Origin of the sequence: Kitasatospora sp. NPDC059795 (assembly GCF_042732175.1) — a bacterium.
Classification (GTDB): domain Bacteria; phylum Actinomycetota; class Actinomycetes; order Streptomycetales; family Streptomycetaceae; genus Kitasatospora.
The window spans coordinates 108,406-123,871 of record NZ_JBHWID010000013.1; the positions used below are offsets into that span (position 1 = coordinate 108,406).

The 15,466-nt window shown below is 71.6% G+C and carries 14 protein-coding genes and 3 tRNA genes; 7 read left to right on the forward strand and 10 right to left on the reverse strand.

Annotation, left to right across the window (positions count from 1 at the left end):
- Positions 1 to 44: 44 nt before the first annotated feature.
- Positions 45 to 4,016: an ATP-dependent RNA helicase HrpA gene (gene hrpA, locus ACFV4P_RS25190; RefSeq protein ID WP_380474727.1), complete on the reverse strand. Its 3,972-nt coding sequence runs from the start codon at positions 4,014 to 4,016 to the stop codon at positions 45 to 47.
- A gap of 201 nt (positions 4,017 to 4,217) precedes the next feature.
- Here hrpA and ACFV4P_RS25195 point away from each other — a divergent pair, with 201 nt between their 5' ends.
- From ACFV4P_RS25195 to ACFV4P_RS25210, 4 genes are all read left to right on the forward strand, one after another.
- Positions 4,218 to 4,562 carry a WXG100 family type VII secretion target gene (locus ACFV4P_RS25195; protein ID WP_073817796.1) on the forward strand — a complete coding sequence of 115 codons (345 nt, stop codon included), beginning with the start codon at positions 4,218 to 4,220 and terminating at the stop codon, positions 4,560 to 4,562.
- An 82-nt stretch (positions 4,563 to 4,644) separates the two neighbouring features.
- Complete coding sequence (locus ACFV4P_RS25200) at positions 4,645 to 5,823, forward strand: hypothetical protein (protein ID WP_380474729.1); 1,179 nt, start codon at positions 4,645 to 4,647, stop codon at positions 5,821 to 5,823.
- A gap of 171 nt (positions 5,824 to 5,994) precedes the next feature.
- The gene (locus tag ACFV4P_RS25205; RefSeq protein ID WP_380474731.1) at positions 5,995 to 6,363 is read left to right on the forward strand and encodes a VOC family protein; all 369 of its coding nucleotides are present in this window, start codon (positions 5,995 to 5,997) and stop codon (positions 6,361 to 6,363) included.
- A gap of 43 nt (positions 6,364 to 6,406) precedes the next feature.
- The gene (locus ACFV4P_RS25210; protein ID WP_380474733.1) at positions 6,407 to 6,841 is read left to right on the forward strand and encodes a PGPGW domain-containing protein; all 435 of its coding nucleotides are present in this window, start codon (positions 6,407 to 6,409) and stop codon (positions 6,839 to 6,841) included.
- 21 nt (positions 6,842 to 6,862) lie between these two features.
- Here the strand turns inward: ACFV4P_RS25210 and ACFV4P_RS25215 are convergent, their stop codons facing one another.
- Genes ACFV4P_RS25215 through ACFV4P_RS25230 form a run of 4 tightly spaced genes read right to left on the reverse strand, consistent with a single transcriptional unit; the run spans position 6,863 to position 9,783 of the window.
- Positions 6,863 to 7,552 carry an oxygenase MpaB family protein gene (locus ACFV4P_RS25215; protein WP_380474735.1) on the reverse strand — a complete coding sequence of 230 codons (690 nt, stop codon included), beginning with the start codon at positions 7,550 to 7,552 and terminating at the stop codon, positions 6,863 to 6,865.
- Positions 7,549 to 8,781, reverse strand: coding sequence for an MAB_1171c family putative transporter (locus ACFV4P_RS25220; protein WP_380474737.1), 1,233 nt, complete (start codon positions 8,779 to 8,781; stop codon positions 7,549 to 7,551). Before ACFV4P_RS25220 ends, ACFV4P_RS25215 begins: the two co-directional genes overlap by 4 nt.
- Positions 8,774 to 9,349, reverse strand: a complete 576-nt coding sequence (locus tag ACFV4P_RS25225) for a hypothetical protein (RefSeq protein ID WP_380474739.1) — start codon at positions 9,347 to 9,349, stop codon at positions 8,774 to 8,776. The genes ACFV4P_RS25220 and ACFV4P_RS25225 overlap by 8 nt, the downstream gene beginning before the upstream one ends.
- Positions 9,346 to 9,783 carry a helix-turn-helix domain-containing protein gene (locus ACFV4P_RS25230; protein ID WP_073818059.1) on the reverse strand — a complete coding sequence of 146 codons (438 nt, stop codon included), beginning with the start codon at positions 9,781 to 9,783 and terminating at the stop codon, positions 9,346 to 9,348. Before ACFV4P_RS25230 ends, ACFV4P_RS25225 begins: the two co-directional genes overlap by 4 nt.
- A 406-nt stretch (positions 9,784 to 10,189) precedes the next feature.
- Here ACFV4P_RS25230 and ACFV4P_RS25235 point away from each other — a divergent pair, with 406 nt between their 5' ends.
- The gene (locus ACFV4P_RS25235; protein ID WP_380474741.1) at positions 10,190 to 11,218 is read left to right on the forward strand and encodes a glycosyltransferase family 2 protein; all 1,029 of its coding nucleotides are present in this window, start codon (positions 10,190 to 10,192) and stop codon (positions 11,216 to 11,218) included.
- Positions 11,219 to 11,269: 51 nt separating this feature from the next.
- Here the strand turns inward: ACFV4P_RS25235 and ACFV4P_RS25240 are convergent, their stop codons facing one another.
- The 5 genes from ACFV4P_RS25240 to ACFV4P_RS25260 form a co-directional block, all read right to left on the reverse strand.
- Entirely contained in the window at positions 11,270 to 11,539 is a 270-nt protein-coding gene (locus ACFV4P_RS25240) for a hypothetical protein (protein ID WP_380474743.1), read from the reverse strand.
- A 93-nt stretch (positions 11,540 to 11,632) separates the two neighbouring features.
- Positions 11,633 to 11,706: transfer RNA gene (locus ACFV4P_RS25245), tRNA-Phe, on the reverse strand.
- A gap of 27 nt (positions 11,707 to 11,733) precedes the next feature.
- Positions 11,734 to 11,807: transfer RNA gene (locus ACFV4P_RS25250), tRNA-Asp, on the reverse strand.
- A gap of 42 nt (positions 11,808 to 11,849) precedes the next feature.
- Positions 11,850 to 11,922 (reverse strand) — tRNA-Glu (locus ACFV4P_RS25255).
- Positions 11,923 to 12,066: 144 nt separating this feature from the next.
- The gene (locus tag ACFV4P_RS25260; RefSeq protein ID WP_380474944.1) at positions 12,067 to 12,417 is read right to left on the reverse strand and encodes a metallopeptidase family protein; all 351 of its coding nucleotides are present in this window, start codon (positions 12,415 to 12,417) and stop codon (positions 12,067 to 12,069) included.
- A gap of 173 nt (positions 12,418 to 12,590) precedes the next feature.
- Between ACFV4P_RS25260 and ACFV4P_RS25265 the strand changes: the two genes are divergently transcribed.
- Both ACFV4P_RS25265 and ACFV4P_RS25270 read left to right on the forward strand, forming a co-directional pair.
- On the forward strand, positions 12,591 to 13,115 hold the full coding sequence (locus tag ACFV4P_RS25265; RefSeq protein WP_380474745.1) for a hypothetical protein: 525 nt from the start codon (positions 12,591 to 12,593) through the stop codon (positions 13,113 to 13,115).
- A 277-nt stretch (positions 13,116 to 13,392) separates the two neighbouring features.
- Positions 13,393 to 15,466 (forward strand): DEAD/DEAH box helicase (locus ACFV4P_RS25270; protein ID WP_380474747.1); only part of this gene is annotated, 2,074 nt, incomplete at its 3' end.

Sequence of the window (15,466 nt, forward strand, 5' to 3'; positions counted from 1 at the left end):
TACTGCATGGCGACCCCCCAGGTCGAACCGGCTTCTGCCGGGCCTCAGAGGGTCGCCGCGGCAGCCTCCATCGCCTTCAGGATGCGCTTCTCGGAAACCGGCGTCGGGGTGCCCAGACCCTGGGCGAAGAAGCTCACCCGCAACTCCTCGATCATCCAGCGGACGGCCTTGATCTCCTCCGACGGCTCCCGGCCGGCCGGCACCTTCGCCAGCAGCTCGCCGTACGCCTGCTGCACCGCCTGCACCTTCAGCAGGTTCTGCAGGTCGCGCTGCGGATGGTCGGGCAGCGCCTCCAGGCGGCGGTCCACCGCGATCAGGTAGCGCTTCAGGTCGCCCAGGCGCTGCCAGCCGGTGTCCGTGACGAAGCCCGGGTGCACCAGCGACGCCAGGTGCAGGCGGACGTCGTTCACCGCGGACAGCAGCACCGGGCTGGACACCGACTTCAGCCGGTTCGACGCCTTGTGGAAGGCGATCAGCGCCGACGCGGTCTTCAGGGTGGTGTCCGCCGACAGCTCGTACAGGTCCGCCCGGACCTTGTCGTACAGCGCCGTGAACGCCTCCGACTCCCAGGCCACGCCGCCCGCCCGGGCCATCAGCCGGTCGGTGGCGGCCGCCACGACGTCCTCGAACAGCGCCGGGATCGAACCGTGCGGGTTGTACGACAGCGCCAGCTTCGCCTGGTTGCCCAGGCGGCCCTGGATCGACTTGGCGGGCGAGTTGATCTGCAGCATCAGCAGCCGGCGGGTGCCCGCCCACATCGCGCGCTGCTGGGCCTCCTGGGTGTCGAACAGCTTGATGCCGACCGTCGGACCCTCGTCCACCAGCGCCGGGTAGGCGCGCAGCGAGTGGCCGCGGGTGCGCTGCTCGAACGTGCGCTGCAGGAGCGGCAGATCGGACGGCCAGGCGGTCAGGCCGGTGCGCTCGATGCCGCGGCCGGACGCGGCGTCGGACAGCGTGGCGGACAGCTTCGGGCGCAGGCCCTGGCGGAGCTCCTCCAGGTCCTTGGACTCGGCGAGCTTCCGCTTGCCGTCCACCACCCGGAAGGTGACCTTCAGGTGGTCCGGGATCCGCTCGTCGTCCCAGGACTCCGCCGGGATCGGCAGGCCCGACATCCGGTGCAGCACCCGCTCCAGGGTCGGCAGCAACGGCTCCTGCCGGTCGGTGAGTTCGCGCATCGCGGCCCGGGCGTAGTCCGGGGCGGGCACGAAGTTGCGGCGGATCGCCTTCGGCAGCGAGCGGATCCAGGCGGTGACCAACTCCTCGCGCAGGCCCGGGATCTGCCAGTCGAAGCCGTCCGCGACCACCTGGTTGAGGACCGCGAGCGGGATGTGCACCGTCACGCCGTCCGCGTCGCTGCCCGGCTCGAACTGGTACGTCAGCGGGAAGCGCAGCTTGCCCTGCTGCCAGACGTCCGGGTAGTCGGCCTCGGTGACGCCGTCCGCCGAGTCGTTGATCAGCATCGACTTCTCGAAGTTGAGCAGGTCGGGCTGGTCGCGGCGGGTCTTCTTCCACCAGGCGTCGAAGTGCCGGGCGGAGACGACGTCCTCGGGCAGGCGGGCGTCGTAGAAGTCGAACAGGGTCTGGTCGTCCACCAGGATGTCCCGGCGGCGGGCGCGGTTCTCCAGCTCCTCGACCTCGTCGAGCAGCTTGCGGTTGTCGGCGAAGAACCGGTGGTGGGTCTCCCAGTCGCCCTCCACCAGGGCGGAGCGGATGAACAGCTCGCGGCACAGCTCCGGCTCGACACGGCCGTAGTTGATCTTCCGCTGGGCGACGATCGGCAGGCCGTACAGGGTGACCTTCTCGTAGGCCAGCACCGCGCCGGCCTTCTTCTCCCAGTGCGGCTCGCTGTAGCTGCGCTTGATCAGGTGCGGGGCGAGCGGCTCCACCCACTCCGGCTCGATCTTCGCGTTGATCCGGGCCCACAGCCGGGAGGTCTCCACCAGCTCGGCCGACATCACCCAGCGCGGCGGCTTCTTGAACAGCCCCGAACCCGGGAACACCGCGAACCTGGCGCCGCGGGCGCCCGCGTACTCGCGCTTCTCCACGTCGAACAGGCCGAGGTGGGAGAGCAGGCCGGCGAGCAGTGCCTGGTGGATCCGGTCGGCGTCCGGCTCGGCGTCGTCGTGCGGCTCGTCGATCGTCACGCCGAGCTGCTTGGCGATGGTGCGCAGCTGGACGTAGACGTCCTGCCACTCCCGTATCCGCAGGTAGTTGAGGAACTCGGACTTGCACATCCGGCGGAACGCGGAGGAGGACAGCTCCTTCTGCTGCTCCCTGACGTAGCGCCACATCGCCAGGTAGGAGAGGAAGTCGGAGGTCTCCGAGTGGAAGCGGCGGTGGCGCTCGTCGGCGGCCTGGCGCTTCTCGGCGGGGCGCTCGCGCGGGTCCTGGATGGACAGCGCGGAGGCGATCACCATGACGTCGCGGACGCAGCCGAGGCGGTCGGCCTCCAGCACCATGCGGGCCATCCGCGGGTCGACCGGGAGCTGGGCGAGCTTGCGGCCCAGCGGGGTCAGGCGCTTGCGGTGGTCCTTCTCGGCCGGGTCGAGGGCGCCCAGCTCGTGCAGCAGGTTGACGCCGTCCTTGATGTTGCGGGAGTCCGGCGGGTCGAGGAACGGGAAGGCGGCGATGTCGCCGAGGCCCGCCGCGGTCATCTGCAGGATGACGGAGGCGAGGTTGGTGCGGAGGATCTCCGCGTCGGTGAACTCGGGGCGGGAGAGGAAGTCCTCCTCCGAGTACAGGCGGATGCAGATGCCGTCCGAGGTACGGCCGCAGCGGCCCTTGCGCTGGTTGGCGCTGGCCTGGCTGACCGCCTCGATCGGCAGCCGCTGGACCTTGGTGCGGTGGCTGTAGCGGGAGATCCGGGCGGTGCCCGGGTCGATCACGTACTTGATGCCGGGGACGGTCAGCGAGGTCTCGGCGACGTTGGTGGCCAGCACCACGCGGCGCTGCGAGGACCGCTGGAAGACCTTGTGCTGCTCGGCGGAGGAGAGCCGGGCGTACAGCGGCAGGATCTCGGTGAACTTCAGTCTCAGCTTGGTCAGCGCGTCGGCGGTGTCGCGGATCTCGCGCTCGCCGGAGAGGAAGACCAGGATGTCGCCCGGGCCCTCGGCCTGGAGCTCCTCGACCGCGTCGCAGATGCCCTGGATCTGGTCGCGGTCGCGATCCAGTTCCCCCTCGTCGGCGTCGTCGGCAGTGTCTTCGGCGAGCGGGCGATAACGGACCTCGACCGGATACGTCCGGCCGGAGACCTCGACGATCGGGGCGTCGTCGAAGTGCTCGGCGAAACGTTCCGGGTCGATGGTGGCCGAGGTGATGATCACCTTGAGGTCGGGGCGGCGGGGGAGCAGCTGCTTGAGGTAGCCGAGCAGGAAGTCGATGTTCAGGCTGCGCTCGTGCGCCTCGTCGATGATCAGGGTGTCGTACTGGCGCAGGTCCCGGTCGGTCTGGATCTCGGCCAGCAGGATGCCGTCCGTCATCAGCTTCACCAGGGTGTCCTGGCCGGCCTGGTCGGTGAACCGGACCTTCCAGCCGACGGCCTCGCCGAGCGGGGTGTTCAGCTCCTCGGCGACGCGCTCGGCGACCGTGCGGGCGGCGATCCGGCGGGGCTGGGTGTGGCCGATCAGGCCCTGCACACCGCGGCCGAGCTCCAGGCAGATCTTCGGGATCTGGGTGGTCTTGCCGGAGCCGGTCTCGCCCGCGACGATCACCACCTGGTGGTCGCGGACGGCGGCCAGGATCTCGTCCTTCTTCTGCGCCACCGGCAGTTCCTGCGGGTAGCGGATCTCGGGAACCGCCGCCCGGCGGTCGGCCACCCGCAGTTCGGAGCGGTCGAAGTCGGCGGCCAGCTCCGCCACGACCTTCTGCCGGGCCTCGGCCGACCGGACCTTGCGGACGCCCTCCAGACGCCGGCCCAGGCGCTGCGAGTCGCGGAGCATCAGGCCGGGTAGCCGGGCGGCCAGCTCCGCGAGCGTGGGGGCGGGCTGCGGGGCTACGGGAGAACTCACTGCGGGCATCCCTCTAGGTTGCATAACGTCGGGGCCGGGGCGCACCTCGGTTTTTTCTTCGAGCTTCCAGTGTCACAGGCGCGACGGCCGGACCGCGAACACCGCCCGGAGGCCGGCCGCGGCCAATCGCGGGGACCCACCCGTTTCCCTCGAACGCGGTACTGACTAGCCTGGGGTAGAACGTTTTAACGGGGAACAGGGGGAGTTCTGATGGGCTTTCTGGACGATCTGGGAGACCTGGCAGGCGACGTCGTCAAGGTCGGCAAGGACCTCGTCATGGCGCCCGCCGAGATCGCGCACTGGGCGCTCGGCAAGATGTTCGGCGACGCCGACGCCGAGCTGAACAAGATCGCGCAGGAGCTGGCCGAGATGGCCAAGCAGGTCGAGCAGCTGGGCGGGGAAGTCAACTCGCTGCTGTCGCACATGTCCTGGCACGGCGCGGCGGCGGACGCGTTCACCGCGCACGCCCAGGGCCGGGTGCGGGAGCTGAACGGGGTCGCGGACGAGCTCAACCAGCTCGGCGACTCGGTGAAGCGCCTCGCCAACGTGCTGTGATCCCGCGGGCAGTGAACCGAGTTCGGACGGTGGAGATCGTCCCGGGGCATTCCGCGGACGAAGAACGAGGGGGCGTCCTTCGATGACGGGGAACATGTTCGGTTTCAAGCCGGAGGAGCTGCTGAAGATCCAGCGCGACTTCGAGCAGCTCAACCAGCGCATGGCGGAGATGACCAAGCAGGTCGGGCACATCAAGGAGACCGTCGCCAAGGCGGCGGCCACCGATGTGTTCTCCGGCGGCATTCTGGGGATCGTCGGCGCGGCCTCGGTGCTGTCGGACGTCACCAAGGACGTCGCCGACATCAAGCACAAGGCCGACGCGCTGATGAAGACCAAGGAGACGCTCACCAAGGAGCTGGCCCAGGACGCGGCGAAGATCAAGAAGCTGATCGCCCGGTACGCCGAGATCGAGAAGCAGATCGAGCGCGACATCAGCAAGCCCGGCCAGGGCGGCCAGGACAAGCCGAAGTCGCCGAGCACCGGCATCGACGGCGTCCCGGGCGGCGGCTCGGGCGGTGGCGGCGGTGGTGGTGGCGGTGGTGGCGGCCACGAGCAGCCGAAGTCGCCGAGCACCGGCATCGACGGCGTGCCCGGCGGCGGCAGCGGTGGTGGTGGCGGCGGTGGCGGCGGAAGCCACCCGCAGCCGAAGTCGCCCAACACCCGCCCCGACAGCGGTGGCGGCGGCACGGGCACTCCGTCCGGCGGTCCCGGTGGGAAGCACGACGGTCCGAAGTTCAAGGACAAGTCGACCGGTGACTGGAGCACCAAGATCATCAACGGTAGCGGCTGGGACTCCTGGTCCAACAAGAAGCACAAGAAGAACGGCGAAGGCCTCGGCGTGAAGGCCAGGCCCAACCTGGAAGGCCTGTCGGCGGAGCGCCGGGCCATGGTGGAACGCGCACTGGAGCGCGCCGAGCACAAGCTCGGCTACAGCCAGGGCGCCGTCACCAACGGCTACCGGGTCGACTGCTCCGGCCTGGTCTCCTGCGCCTGGGGCCTCTCCGGCCCCGGCCTGGACACCCACGGCCTGATGGCGAGCAGTGTGTCGCACCACATCGGCAAGAACGACCTGCAGCCGGGCGACGCGATGATCGCCAACAACCACACGGTGCTGTTCGGCGGCTGGGTGGACGCCGCCCACACCCGCTACATCGGCATCGAGGACAGCGGCGACGCGGGCATGGTCTCCCGGGAGATCCCCTACCCGTACTTCAACGGCGGCTCCGCGTACCAGCCGTACCGCCGCAACGGCTTGGACTGACAGACCGTCACCTCGTAGGGCCCGACCGGGAGTTGCCTACCCCGGTCGGGCTCTTCGCCGTTAGCGGGGGGGAACGTCGCAGGTCAGCGGCTATTGACCTGAAGGGCGCTTGAAGTCTTACGGTCGGTAGTGCGTGAGATCGTCCCGCTCCTCGACGAGAGGCCGTGCACCATGCCCGTAGAGCTCAACCACACCATCGTGGCCGCCCGCGACCGCAAGGTCACCGCCGGCTTCCTGACCGAACTGCTCGGCCTGCCCGAGGCCGAGGTCCACGAGCCTTTCCTCGCCGTGCAGTTGGGCAACCGCGTGACACTCGACGTGATGACCGCGGCCGGGCCGATCGCCCCGCAGCACTACGCCTTCCTGGTCTCCGAGGACGAGTTCGACGGAATCCTCGGCAGGATCCGGGCGCAGGGCCTGACCTACTGGGCCGACCCGTTCTCCCAGCAGGCCGGCCGGATCAACCACTGGAACGGCGGCCGCGGCGTGTACGTGAAGGACCCGGACGGGCACAGCATCGAGGCGCTCACCAGGCCCTGAGCGGTCCCGCCGGTTCTTTCGGCGCCCCGGTTACGCTGGAGTGATGAGCGAATACCAGCGGCCGGAATTCGAAGCGGACCCGAGCAGCATCCACCCGGTGGCCCGGGTGGCCCTCGGGGCCGCCGGGATCACGCTGATCTCGGTCGGCCTGGTGCTGCTGGTGCTGCCCGGGCCGGGCACGCTGCTCCTGCTGGCCGGCCTGGTGCTGCTGGCCCGGGCGATCCCGGCGCTCTCCCGGTACGTCGAGCCGGTGCGCACCAAGGCCATGGAGGGCATGGAGGCGAGCGTCGCCTCGCGCTGGCGGATCGCCGGTTCGCTGCTGGCCGGCTTCGGGCTGATCGGCGCGGGCGTCCTCGCAGCCGTGGTGCCGACCCTGCCCCTGGCGGGCTGGGCGACCGGCCTGAGCCTGATGCTGTCCGGGCTGATCCTGCTCGGCCTGCTCGCCTGGAGCCACCGCCGGGTGCACGGGCGCCGCTGACCCCGTCGGCCCGCCGGCCCGTCAGCGGGTCAGGCGGAATGTGACGGCGGCGGCTGCGCGGAGGGGCCAGGCGGGGCGGGGGGTGTTGAAGGCGGCCCGGAGGGGGGCGTCCAGGAGGGCGGTGGCGAAGGCCGGGGCGTGGCGGGCCAGGGGGCCGGGGAGGCGGGCCGCGAACAGGCCGGACACGGACTGCCAGAGGGCCTGGCCGGCCGGGCTGGGGGCGAACCGGGTCGCCTCGAACTCCCGCATCCAGTCGGCGATCCGCGCCAGGTCCGGGCCGGGCAGCGGCGGCAGCTCCAGGGCCCGGGCCAGCGCGGCCTGGAAGGCGAACGCGGCCTCCCGCTCGGCGGCCGTCACGCCGCCGTTGCGGGCCGTGAACTCGACCGGGCAGACGGTGAAGCAGGCCAGTACGTACTGCATCAACTCGGCGTCCACGCCCGGCAGTCGGTGCATCGCGGCGAGCTCCGCGACGATCGCCCGGCCCGGTTCGCTGTCCACCCCGTGGCCGATCAGCGCGAACATCATCATGCCCGTCGCCTTCGCCCTGGCCTTCGGGGCGGACGCCAACCTGCCGGTGCCGGACAGCACTTCGGCGATCTCCGGGACGGCGAAGGTGCGTACGAAGCCGAGCGTCAGACCGACCCGGGCCCGCTGCGGGGCGCGGTGCAGCACCAGCGCGGCGAACGCGTCCCGGGGTGCCTCGGACGTCACGACTGCTCGGCCAACGCCCGCTCCAGCAGCGGGGACTGCAGGTACGAGGCGACCAGCACCAGGTGCGCCCGCTCCTCGGCCGGGTCGGCGTCCAGGCCGGGCAGCACCGGCTGCTCCTCGCGCGGACGCGGCACCGCGCCGGCGGCCAGCGCGCCCACCGCGGAGCGCAGCGCGGCGGCGACCACCAGCGCGTCCCGCTCGTCCGGGCCCAGTTCGGCCCGCTCGGCGAGCCGCTCGGCGTCGCGGACCTTCGCCGGGTCGATCCACGGACGGAGCGTCAACTGCCCGTCGCGGATCTCCAGTCCGCGCCGGGTGGTGCGCCACTCCAGGTCGCGCAGCGCGGCGCGCTCGCGCCAGGCGGGCGACGGCGGGCCCTCCAGGGCGAGTCGGCGGTCCGCCCGGTAGACCAGGTCCCACAGCGGGCGCAGGGCGCGGAAGTCGCGGCGACGGCGGTTCCAGGCGGCGCCCGCCGGGCCCGCGAAGCCCATCGTGATGCCGACCGCGCCGAGCGTCGCGAACGCCGGGCCGAGCGCGGTGCTCAGCCACTCCACGCCCCCGACCCCGGCGTACGCCAGGGCGATCGCCGCGATCTTGCACACCACGTAGCCGCAGGCGGTGAGCGCGCCGGCCGCCAGCAGCCGGATGCCGCGGCGCAGCCAGCCCGCGGGCAGCCGGGCGGCGTGGCCGAGGCAGACCCGGCCGATGTCGATCAACGCGTAGGCGTACAGGCCCTGGTAGAGCCCGAGGAACAGGGCGGTGGCGGTGCGCGGCGCGAAGGTGGTGTCGAAGGTCAGCGGCGTCTCGGGCCGGTACGGGCCGCCGATCAGGAACAGCGCCACCAGCACCGGCACCAGCGCTGCGAACACCGCGGTGCGCCGACGCACCCGCTGCCGCAGCCGGCCGTCCAGCGGCGCCCACACCTGGTCGCCGGCCCGCTCCTCCGGCGGCGCCCACACCGAGGCGAGGACCACCGCGGCGGCGGAGAAGCCGACGATGCCCAGGTAGACCAGCAGGGTGGCCAGGTTGCCGACGCCGGTGAGGCGCCCGATCGCCCGGTACAGCAGCGGGGAGGCCAGCAGGAACGAAGTGGACGGCGAGGCGACCGCCAGGGCCACCACCAGCAGACCGAAGGACGGGTCGCGCCGCCAGGCCCGGAGCTTCGTCCCGGCCACCACCCAGGCAATTCCGCCGATGCCCAAGTACGCCAGGTTGTACGGCAGTTCAGACATGCTGTCCCTTGCGGTGCTCCAGCGCGGGGGCCAGCTGCGAGGTGGTGCCCGCGCCCGGGGCGAGCACCAGCAGGCGCATCAGCTCGGCGCCCAGCACCTCGGCCTCCTCCTCGGCCGCGTCGTCGTAGTGCGAGCGGCCGAGCACCAGGCGGAGCATCTCCGGGTCGATGGTGGAGAGTTCGACCAGCGTCGGGTCCTCGTCCGGCGACGGCGGCTCGCTCAGGTGCCCGCACAGCAGGTGCGCCAGCTCGTGGCAGACGATGTGCGCGCGGTGCAGCCCGGAGGTCTCCTGCTCGACGTGGATCACGTCCTCGGCCGACAGCCGCTCCACGAAACCGGACGGCTCACCGACCCGCATCCGGCGCGGGGTGATCCGGATCGGCCGGTCCAGGTGTGCGGAGACCGCGTGGCACAGCTCCTCCACGCCGCTCAGCGGCGGCAGGCGCAGATCGCGCGCGACCGCCCGCATCCGGCGGCGGGTCCGTCCGAGCCCGCTCCCCATACCCCGCACGTCGACCCCTTCCGGCAGCCGCCAGTGTCCCAGCGGCACCTGCTGACGCTCCGTCACGCCATCGGTCCGGCCTCGTCGGACTGGCCGGCGGGCAGGCCGACCGCCCGCCGCAACTGCTCCACAATAGTGAGTGCGGCGTCCTGCATCTCCGGCGGCAGGCCGGCCGCCCGCATCGCGATCCGCTCGACCCGGGCGTCGCGCAGCGCCTCGATCCGGCGCAGGTCGCGTTCGACCGCGCCGGCGGTCTCGGAGTCGGAGAAGTAGTCCAGCGGGACGCCGAAGAACTTGGCGATCCGGACGGCGTTCTCCAGGCTCGGCTTCTGGGTGCCCTTGCGCAGGTTGCCGATGTATGTGCCGCTCAGCCCGGTGCCGTCGGCGATCTCGGAGTCCCGCCAGGGCCGGCCGAGTTCCTTGGGGTAGATCACCGCTATCAGACGCCGGAAGCGGCTGGCGAAGTCCGGTGCTTCGGCGCGGGAGGAGTCCGTGGGCATGAGCCGGATCATAGAGGGTCTGTACCCCCGGGCGTATCCCCTCGATTGCCCAGCTCTGCACGATCGTTGAGGGAGCCGTGCCGAAATCGTGCGGACAGGCCGCTCCGGGGGGCTCGTTCGTCACTCTGGAATCCACGATAGTTGACAGAGAGTGGCCCGGATCGGCAGGATCGGCACCCTGATGTTCGGGCGCCGTTGCCCCACGGGGGTGGGCAGCGGCGCTCGTTCGTACCGTGGCCGGGCTCCCGTTCGAGGCTCGACAACCGGACGTCGCCGTTCCGCTGCCACTGCGTCACCTTCCGTTCTCGACACGGCTGTTCAGGGCCGATACGCTCCCCGCGTCCTCGCCCGGCGCCCGTCCGCCAGCACCACTCGGGCGCGCCCTGCCCGAAAGGCCGCGCAGCCGATGGCCCCCCGACTGTCCGTCGTCGTCCCGGTGTACAACGTCGAGCGCTACCTCGCCGAATGCCTGGACTCGATCGCCGCCCAGAGCTTCACCGACTTCGAATGCGTTCTGGTGGACGACGGCTCCACCGACACCAGCGCCGACATCGCCGAGCAGTACACCGTCCGCGACCCGCGCTTCCGCCTGGTCCGGCAGACCAACAAGGGCCTCGGCGCGGCCCGCAACACCGGCGTGCGGCACCTTGCGCCCGGCACCGAGTACCTGGCCTTCGTCGACAGCGACGACACGCTGCCCGCGCACGCCTACCGGCTGATGGTCAGCACCCTCGACGAGACCGGCTCCGACTTCGCGGCCGGCAACGCGCTGCGGCTGCGGACCACCGGACTCGAACCCTCGCACGTCCACCGCCGGCCGTTCGCCGAGACCCGACTGCGCACCCACATCAGCGAGTTGCCGTCACTGGTCACCGACCGGACCGCCTGGAACAAGGTCTACCGGCGCTCCTTCTACACCGCGGCCGGCCTGGAGTACCCCGAAGGCATGCTGTACGAGGACGCCCCCGTCAGCGTCCCGCACCACTTCCTGGCGAAGAGCGTCGACGTGCTGTCCGAACCCGTCTACCACTGGCGGATCCGCGAGGACGGCGACCGCTCCATCACCCAGCGCCGCACCGACCCGCGCGGCCTGGCCGACCGGGTGCGGTCCATCGAACTCGTCCGCGGCTGGCTGCTGGACCGGCCCGAACCCGTCTACCGCGAACACCTGCGGGCCTACGACCACAACACCCTGGTCGAGGAGGTCCCGATGTTCTTCTGGACCGTCCCCGACGGCGACCGCGACTACCGGCACGCCTACCACCGGCACGTCACCCGGCTGCTCAGCGCCATCGGCCCGGAGCACATGGCCGCGCTCCCGCCGTTCCTGCGCCTCAAGTACCGCCTCACGGTGGCCGGCCGGCTGCACGCCCTCTCCACCGTCCAACGCGCCCACCTGCGCGTCCGCAACACCCGCAAGGCGCTGCGGCGCTGATCGGCGGGCGGTGCCGATCAGCGGGCGGCGTCGATCAGCGGGCGGTGCCGATCAGCGGGCGCGCCGCCGCAGCAGCGCCGCCCGGACCTTCAGCAGCCCCGGAACGAACAGGTAGACCACCGGAGGGACCACCACGGCGGTGATGACCAGCACCCGCAACGGCACCGCCAGACCGCCCAGCAACGGGCCGAGCAGCAGCTGAACGACGGTGATCGACGGGTAGACGGCGAGCCAGGTGATCAGCACGCGCATGTGCGTCGAGGGAGCGGGCGGCTGCTTCGTGCCGGTCTCGGCAGGGCCGGACAGGGTCGTGGCGGACAACGGCGCTCCTTCGAACATGGACGGGTGACCTGCTCCGTCCGACCACACGCGAAAGCCCCCGAGCGCGATGCGCTCGGGGGCTTTCACCTACTGTGGCCAGGGCCGGGGTCGAACCGGCGACCTTCCGCTTTTCAGGCGGACGCTCGTACCAACTGAGCTACCTGGCCGTACTGCACCGTCTCTTGCGAGACGAGCGATCCCGACGGGACTTGAACCCGCGACCTCCACCTTGACAGGGTGGCGAGCTAACCAACTGCTCCACGGGACCTCATGCGGATTGCTCCGCACAGGACCTTACTACGGTACTGCGTACCCCCAACGGGATTCGAACCCGTGCTACCGCCTTGAAAGGGCGGCGTCCTGGGCCACTAGACGATGAGGGCTTGCGGCCCTTCCGGCCGGATTCTCCGGCGTTCGGGGACGTCGAGAAGCATATGGGATGCCGGGCTGGAACGCCAAAACGGTTTCCGGAGGTCGGCGCGGCGGGGTTTGCGGGGGGCTGCTCCGAGGGTGTTCCGGGGGGTGGTTCAGGACCAGCCGAGCTCGTGGAGTTCGTCGTCGTCGAAGCCGAAGTGGTGGGCCACCTCGTGGATGACGGTGATGCGGACCTCCTCGACGGCCTGCTCGCGGGAGTCGCAGTGACGGAGGGTCGGGCCCATGTAGATCAGGATCCGGTCGGGGAGGACGCCGGCGTACCACTCGCCGCGTTCGGTGAGCGGGATGCCCTCGTACAGGCCGAGCAGGTCGGGGGTGGCGGGGTCGGGTTCGTCCTCGACGAAGACCGCCACGTTGTCCATCATCGCCGCGAGCTGCGACGGAATCTGGTCCAGCGCGTCGGACACCAGCGCCTCGAACTCGTCCCTGGTCATCTCCACCAGCCCATTGTCCGAGGTTCGTTGACGCGGCGCCAGGCCATCCGCGCCGGTGCGCCCCCCGGGCGGCGTGCGCGGCTGCTGGTCGGCGGTTGCCCGTGTCCCGGTGGGGCGGACGCGCGTTGGGCACCCGAGAACGGATGGCGGCCCGGGCGGGCCGTGCGGGAGGTGGCTCGGTGATGGCGGTCGGTTCGGCACGGCGGCGGGTGACGGCAGGGGCGGCGATGGCGGCGATCGCCGTGTTCGGACTGAGCGGCTGCATGTCGGTGGGCGCGACCCCGCCGGCCGGGCCCGGCGGGGTGAAGCCGACCGGTGCGGGCACGGCGACCACCCTCAAGGCCGGGGTCGGGGCGGGCGGACACCAGGGCGGCGGACGCGGTGAGCACGGCGGCGCGCTGAGCGTCGACGGTGCCTCGCCCGGTGCGGTCCCGTCGCCGGGCGGGCACCCGCCCGGGCCGACGCCGCCGGCCGTCGGCGTGCAGGGCGCTCCCGTGCCGGTGCCCGGTTCGAACGCCGGCACCCCCGCGGCGCCGGCCGGCACGCCGCCCGCGCCGGGTACACCCGCGCCCACCCCGACCGGCGGCGGCAGCGCGTCCTCGCCGACCCCGCAGCCCAGCGCGCCCGAGCCCTCGCACTCGCCGAAGCCCTCGCCCACCCCGAGCGGGGCGTCCGCGGAGCCCAGCGAGTTGCCGTCCGGTCACTGAGGAGTCGCTGAGGAGTCACTGAGCAGTCGGTGAGGAGGCGCCGACGAGTGGGGGAACGGCGGTCGAGCCTTGGTTCGACGGCTCCCACCAGGGGATTTGCCTCTGATCCGTAGGTTCCCCTATGGTGGTAGATCGTTCGTTTGATCCTATTTGGCTGGCGCTCCTCACACCTTTGAGCGCCCTTGGCGCGTTCCGGCGATCCGTGGCTGACCGCATAGAGGCGGTATTTCCAACAGACCCCCGGACTTTGGCGCGTGCCACTTCCGGAAGGTTTTGCATGTCTCTCGTTGACGACGCCCGCTTCGCCATGCCCGCGAACGGCTCCGACGCCGCCGACACCGATTCTCTCGACACCGACACGCTGGACGCGGAGCTCGCCGAGCTCACCGACGCCGCGGTCGACACCGACACCGACGCCGACTCCGAGGCGGACGCCGCCGCGGACGCCGAGCCGACCCTCACCTTCGGTGACCTGGGTCTGCACGACGAGGTCGTCCGGGCGCTCGCCAAGCGCGGCGTCACCACCCCGTTCCCGATCCAGGCCGCGACCATCCCGGACGCGCTGGCCGGCAAGGACGTCCTCGGTCGTGGCCGCACCGGCTCCGGCAAGACCCTGAGCTTCGGCCTGCCGCTGCTGACCCGCCTGGCGGGCGGCGAGCGCACCAAGGCCAAGCACCCGCGCGGCCTGATCCTGGTCCCGACCCGCGAGCTGGCCATGCAGGTCGCCGACGCCCTGGAGCCGTTCGGCTCGGTGCTCGGCCTGCGCCTGAAGGTGGTCTGCGGCGGCACCTCGATGTCCAACCAGATCTACGCGCTGGAGCGCGGCGTCGACGTGCTGGTCGCCACCCCCGGCCGCCTGCGCGACCTGATCAACCGCGGCTCCGCGAAGATGGACGAGGTCGAGGTCGCCGTCCTCGACGAGGCCGACCAGATGGCCGACATGGGCTTCCTGCCCGAGGTCACCGAGATCCTCGACCTGGTGCCGGCCGGCGGCCAGCGCCTGCTGTTCTCCGCCACCCTGGAGAACGAGATCGACACCCTGGTCAAGCGCTACCTGAAGAACCCGGTCACCCACGAGGTCGACCCGTCGGCCGGCGCGGTCACCACCATGACCCACCACATCCTGGTCGTGAAGCCCAAGGACAAGGCGCCGATCACCAACGCGATCGCCGCCCGCAAGGGCCGCACCATCATCTTCGTCCGCACCCAGATGGGCGCGGACCGGGTCGCCCAGCAGCTGCTGGAGGCCGGTGTGAAGGCCGACGCGCTGCACGGCGGCATGACCCAGGGCGCCCGTACCCGCGTCCTCGGCGACTTCAAGGACGGCTACCTCAACGTGGTCGTCGCCACCGACGTCGCCGCCCGCGGCATCCACGTCGACGGCATCGACCTGGTGCTGAACGTCGACCCGGCCGGTGACCACAAGGACTACCTGCACCGCTCCGGCCGCACCGCGCGCGCCGGCCGCTCCGGCACCGTCGTCACCCTGGTGCTGCCGCACCAGCGTCGCGGCGTGTTCCGCCTGATGGAGGACGCGGGCGTCGACGCCTCGCGCCACATCCTCGACCACGCCTTCGACGCCGAGGTCGCCAAGATCACCGGCGCCCGCTCGCTCGTCGAGGTCCAGGCCGAGAGCGCGTCCGGCATCGCCGGCGCCGCCGAGCGCGAGGTCGCCGAGCTCACCCGTGAGCTGGAGCGCGCCCAGCGCCGCGCCACCGAGCTGCGCGAGGAGGCCGACCGCCTGGCCTCCCGTGCCGCCCGCGAGCGTGCCGAGCTCGGCATCGAGGACGAGGTCGAGACGGACGAGGCCGCCGAGGCCGGCACCGAGACCGCCGAGCAGCCGGCCGGCGAGGCCGCGCCGGTCACCGAGGAGCGCGCCCCGTCCTACCGCGAGGCCCGCACCGAGCGCCCCGCCTACAACCGGGACCGTGACGACCGCGGCGACCGTGGTGACCGCGGCGGCGACCGTGGCGGTCGTGGTGGCTTCAACCGTGACGACCGTGGTGACCGCGGCGACCGTGGTGGCCGTTCGTTCGGCGACCGTGAGCGTGGCGGCTTCAACCGTGACGACCGCGGCGGCGACCGTGGCGGCCGTGGTGGCTTCAACCGTGACGACCGTGGTGGCCGTTCGTTCGGTGACCGTCCGCAGGGTGGCTTCAACCGCGATGACCGTGGTGGCCGTTCGTTCGGTGACCGTCCGCAGGGTGGCTTCAACCGTGACGACCGCGGCGGCCGTTCCTTCGGTGACCGTGAGCGTGGTGGCTTCAACCGTGACGACCGTGGTGGCCGTTCGTTCGGTGACCGTCCGCAGGGTGGCTTCAACCGCGATGACCGTGGTGGCCGTTCGTTCG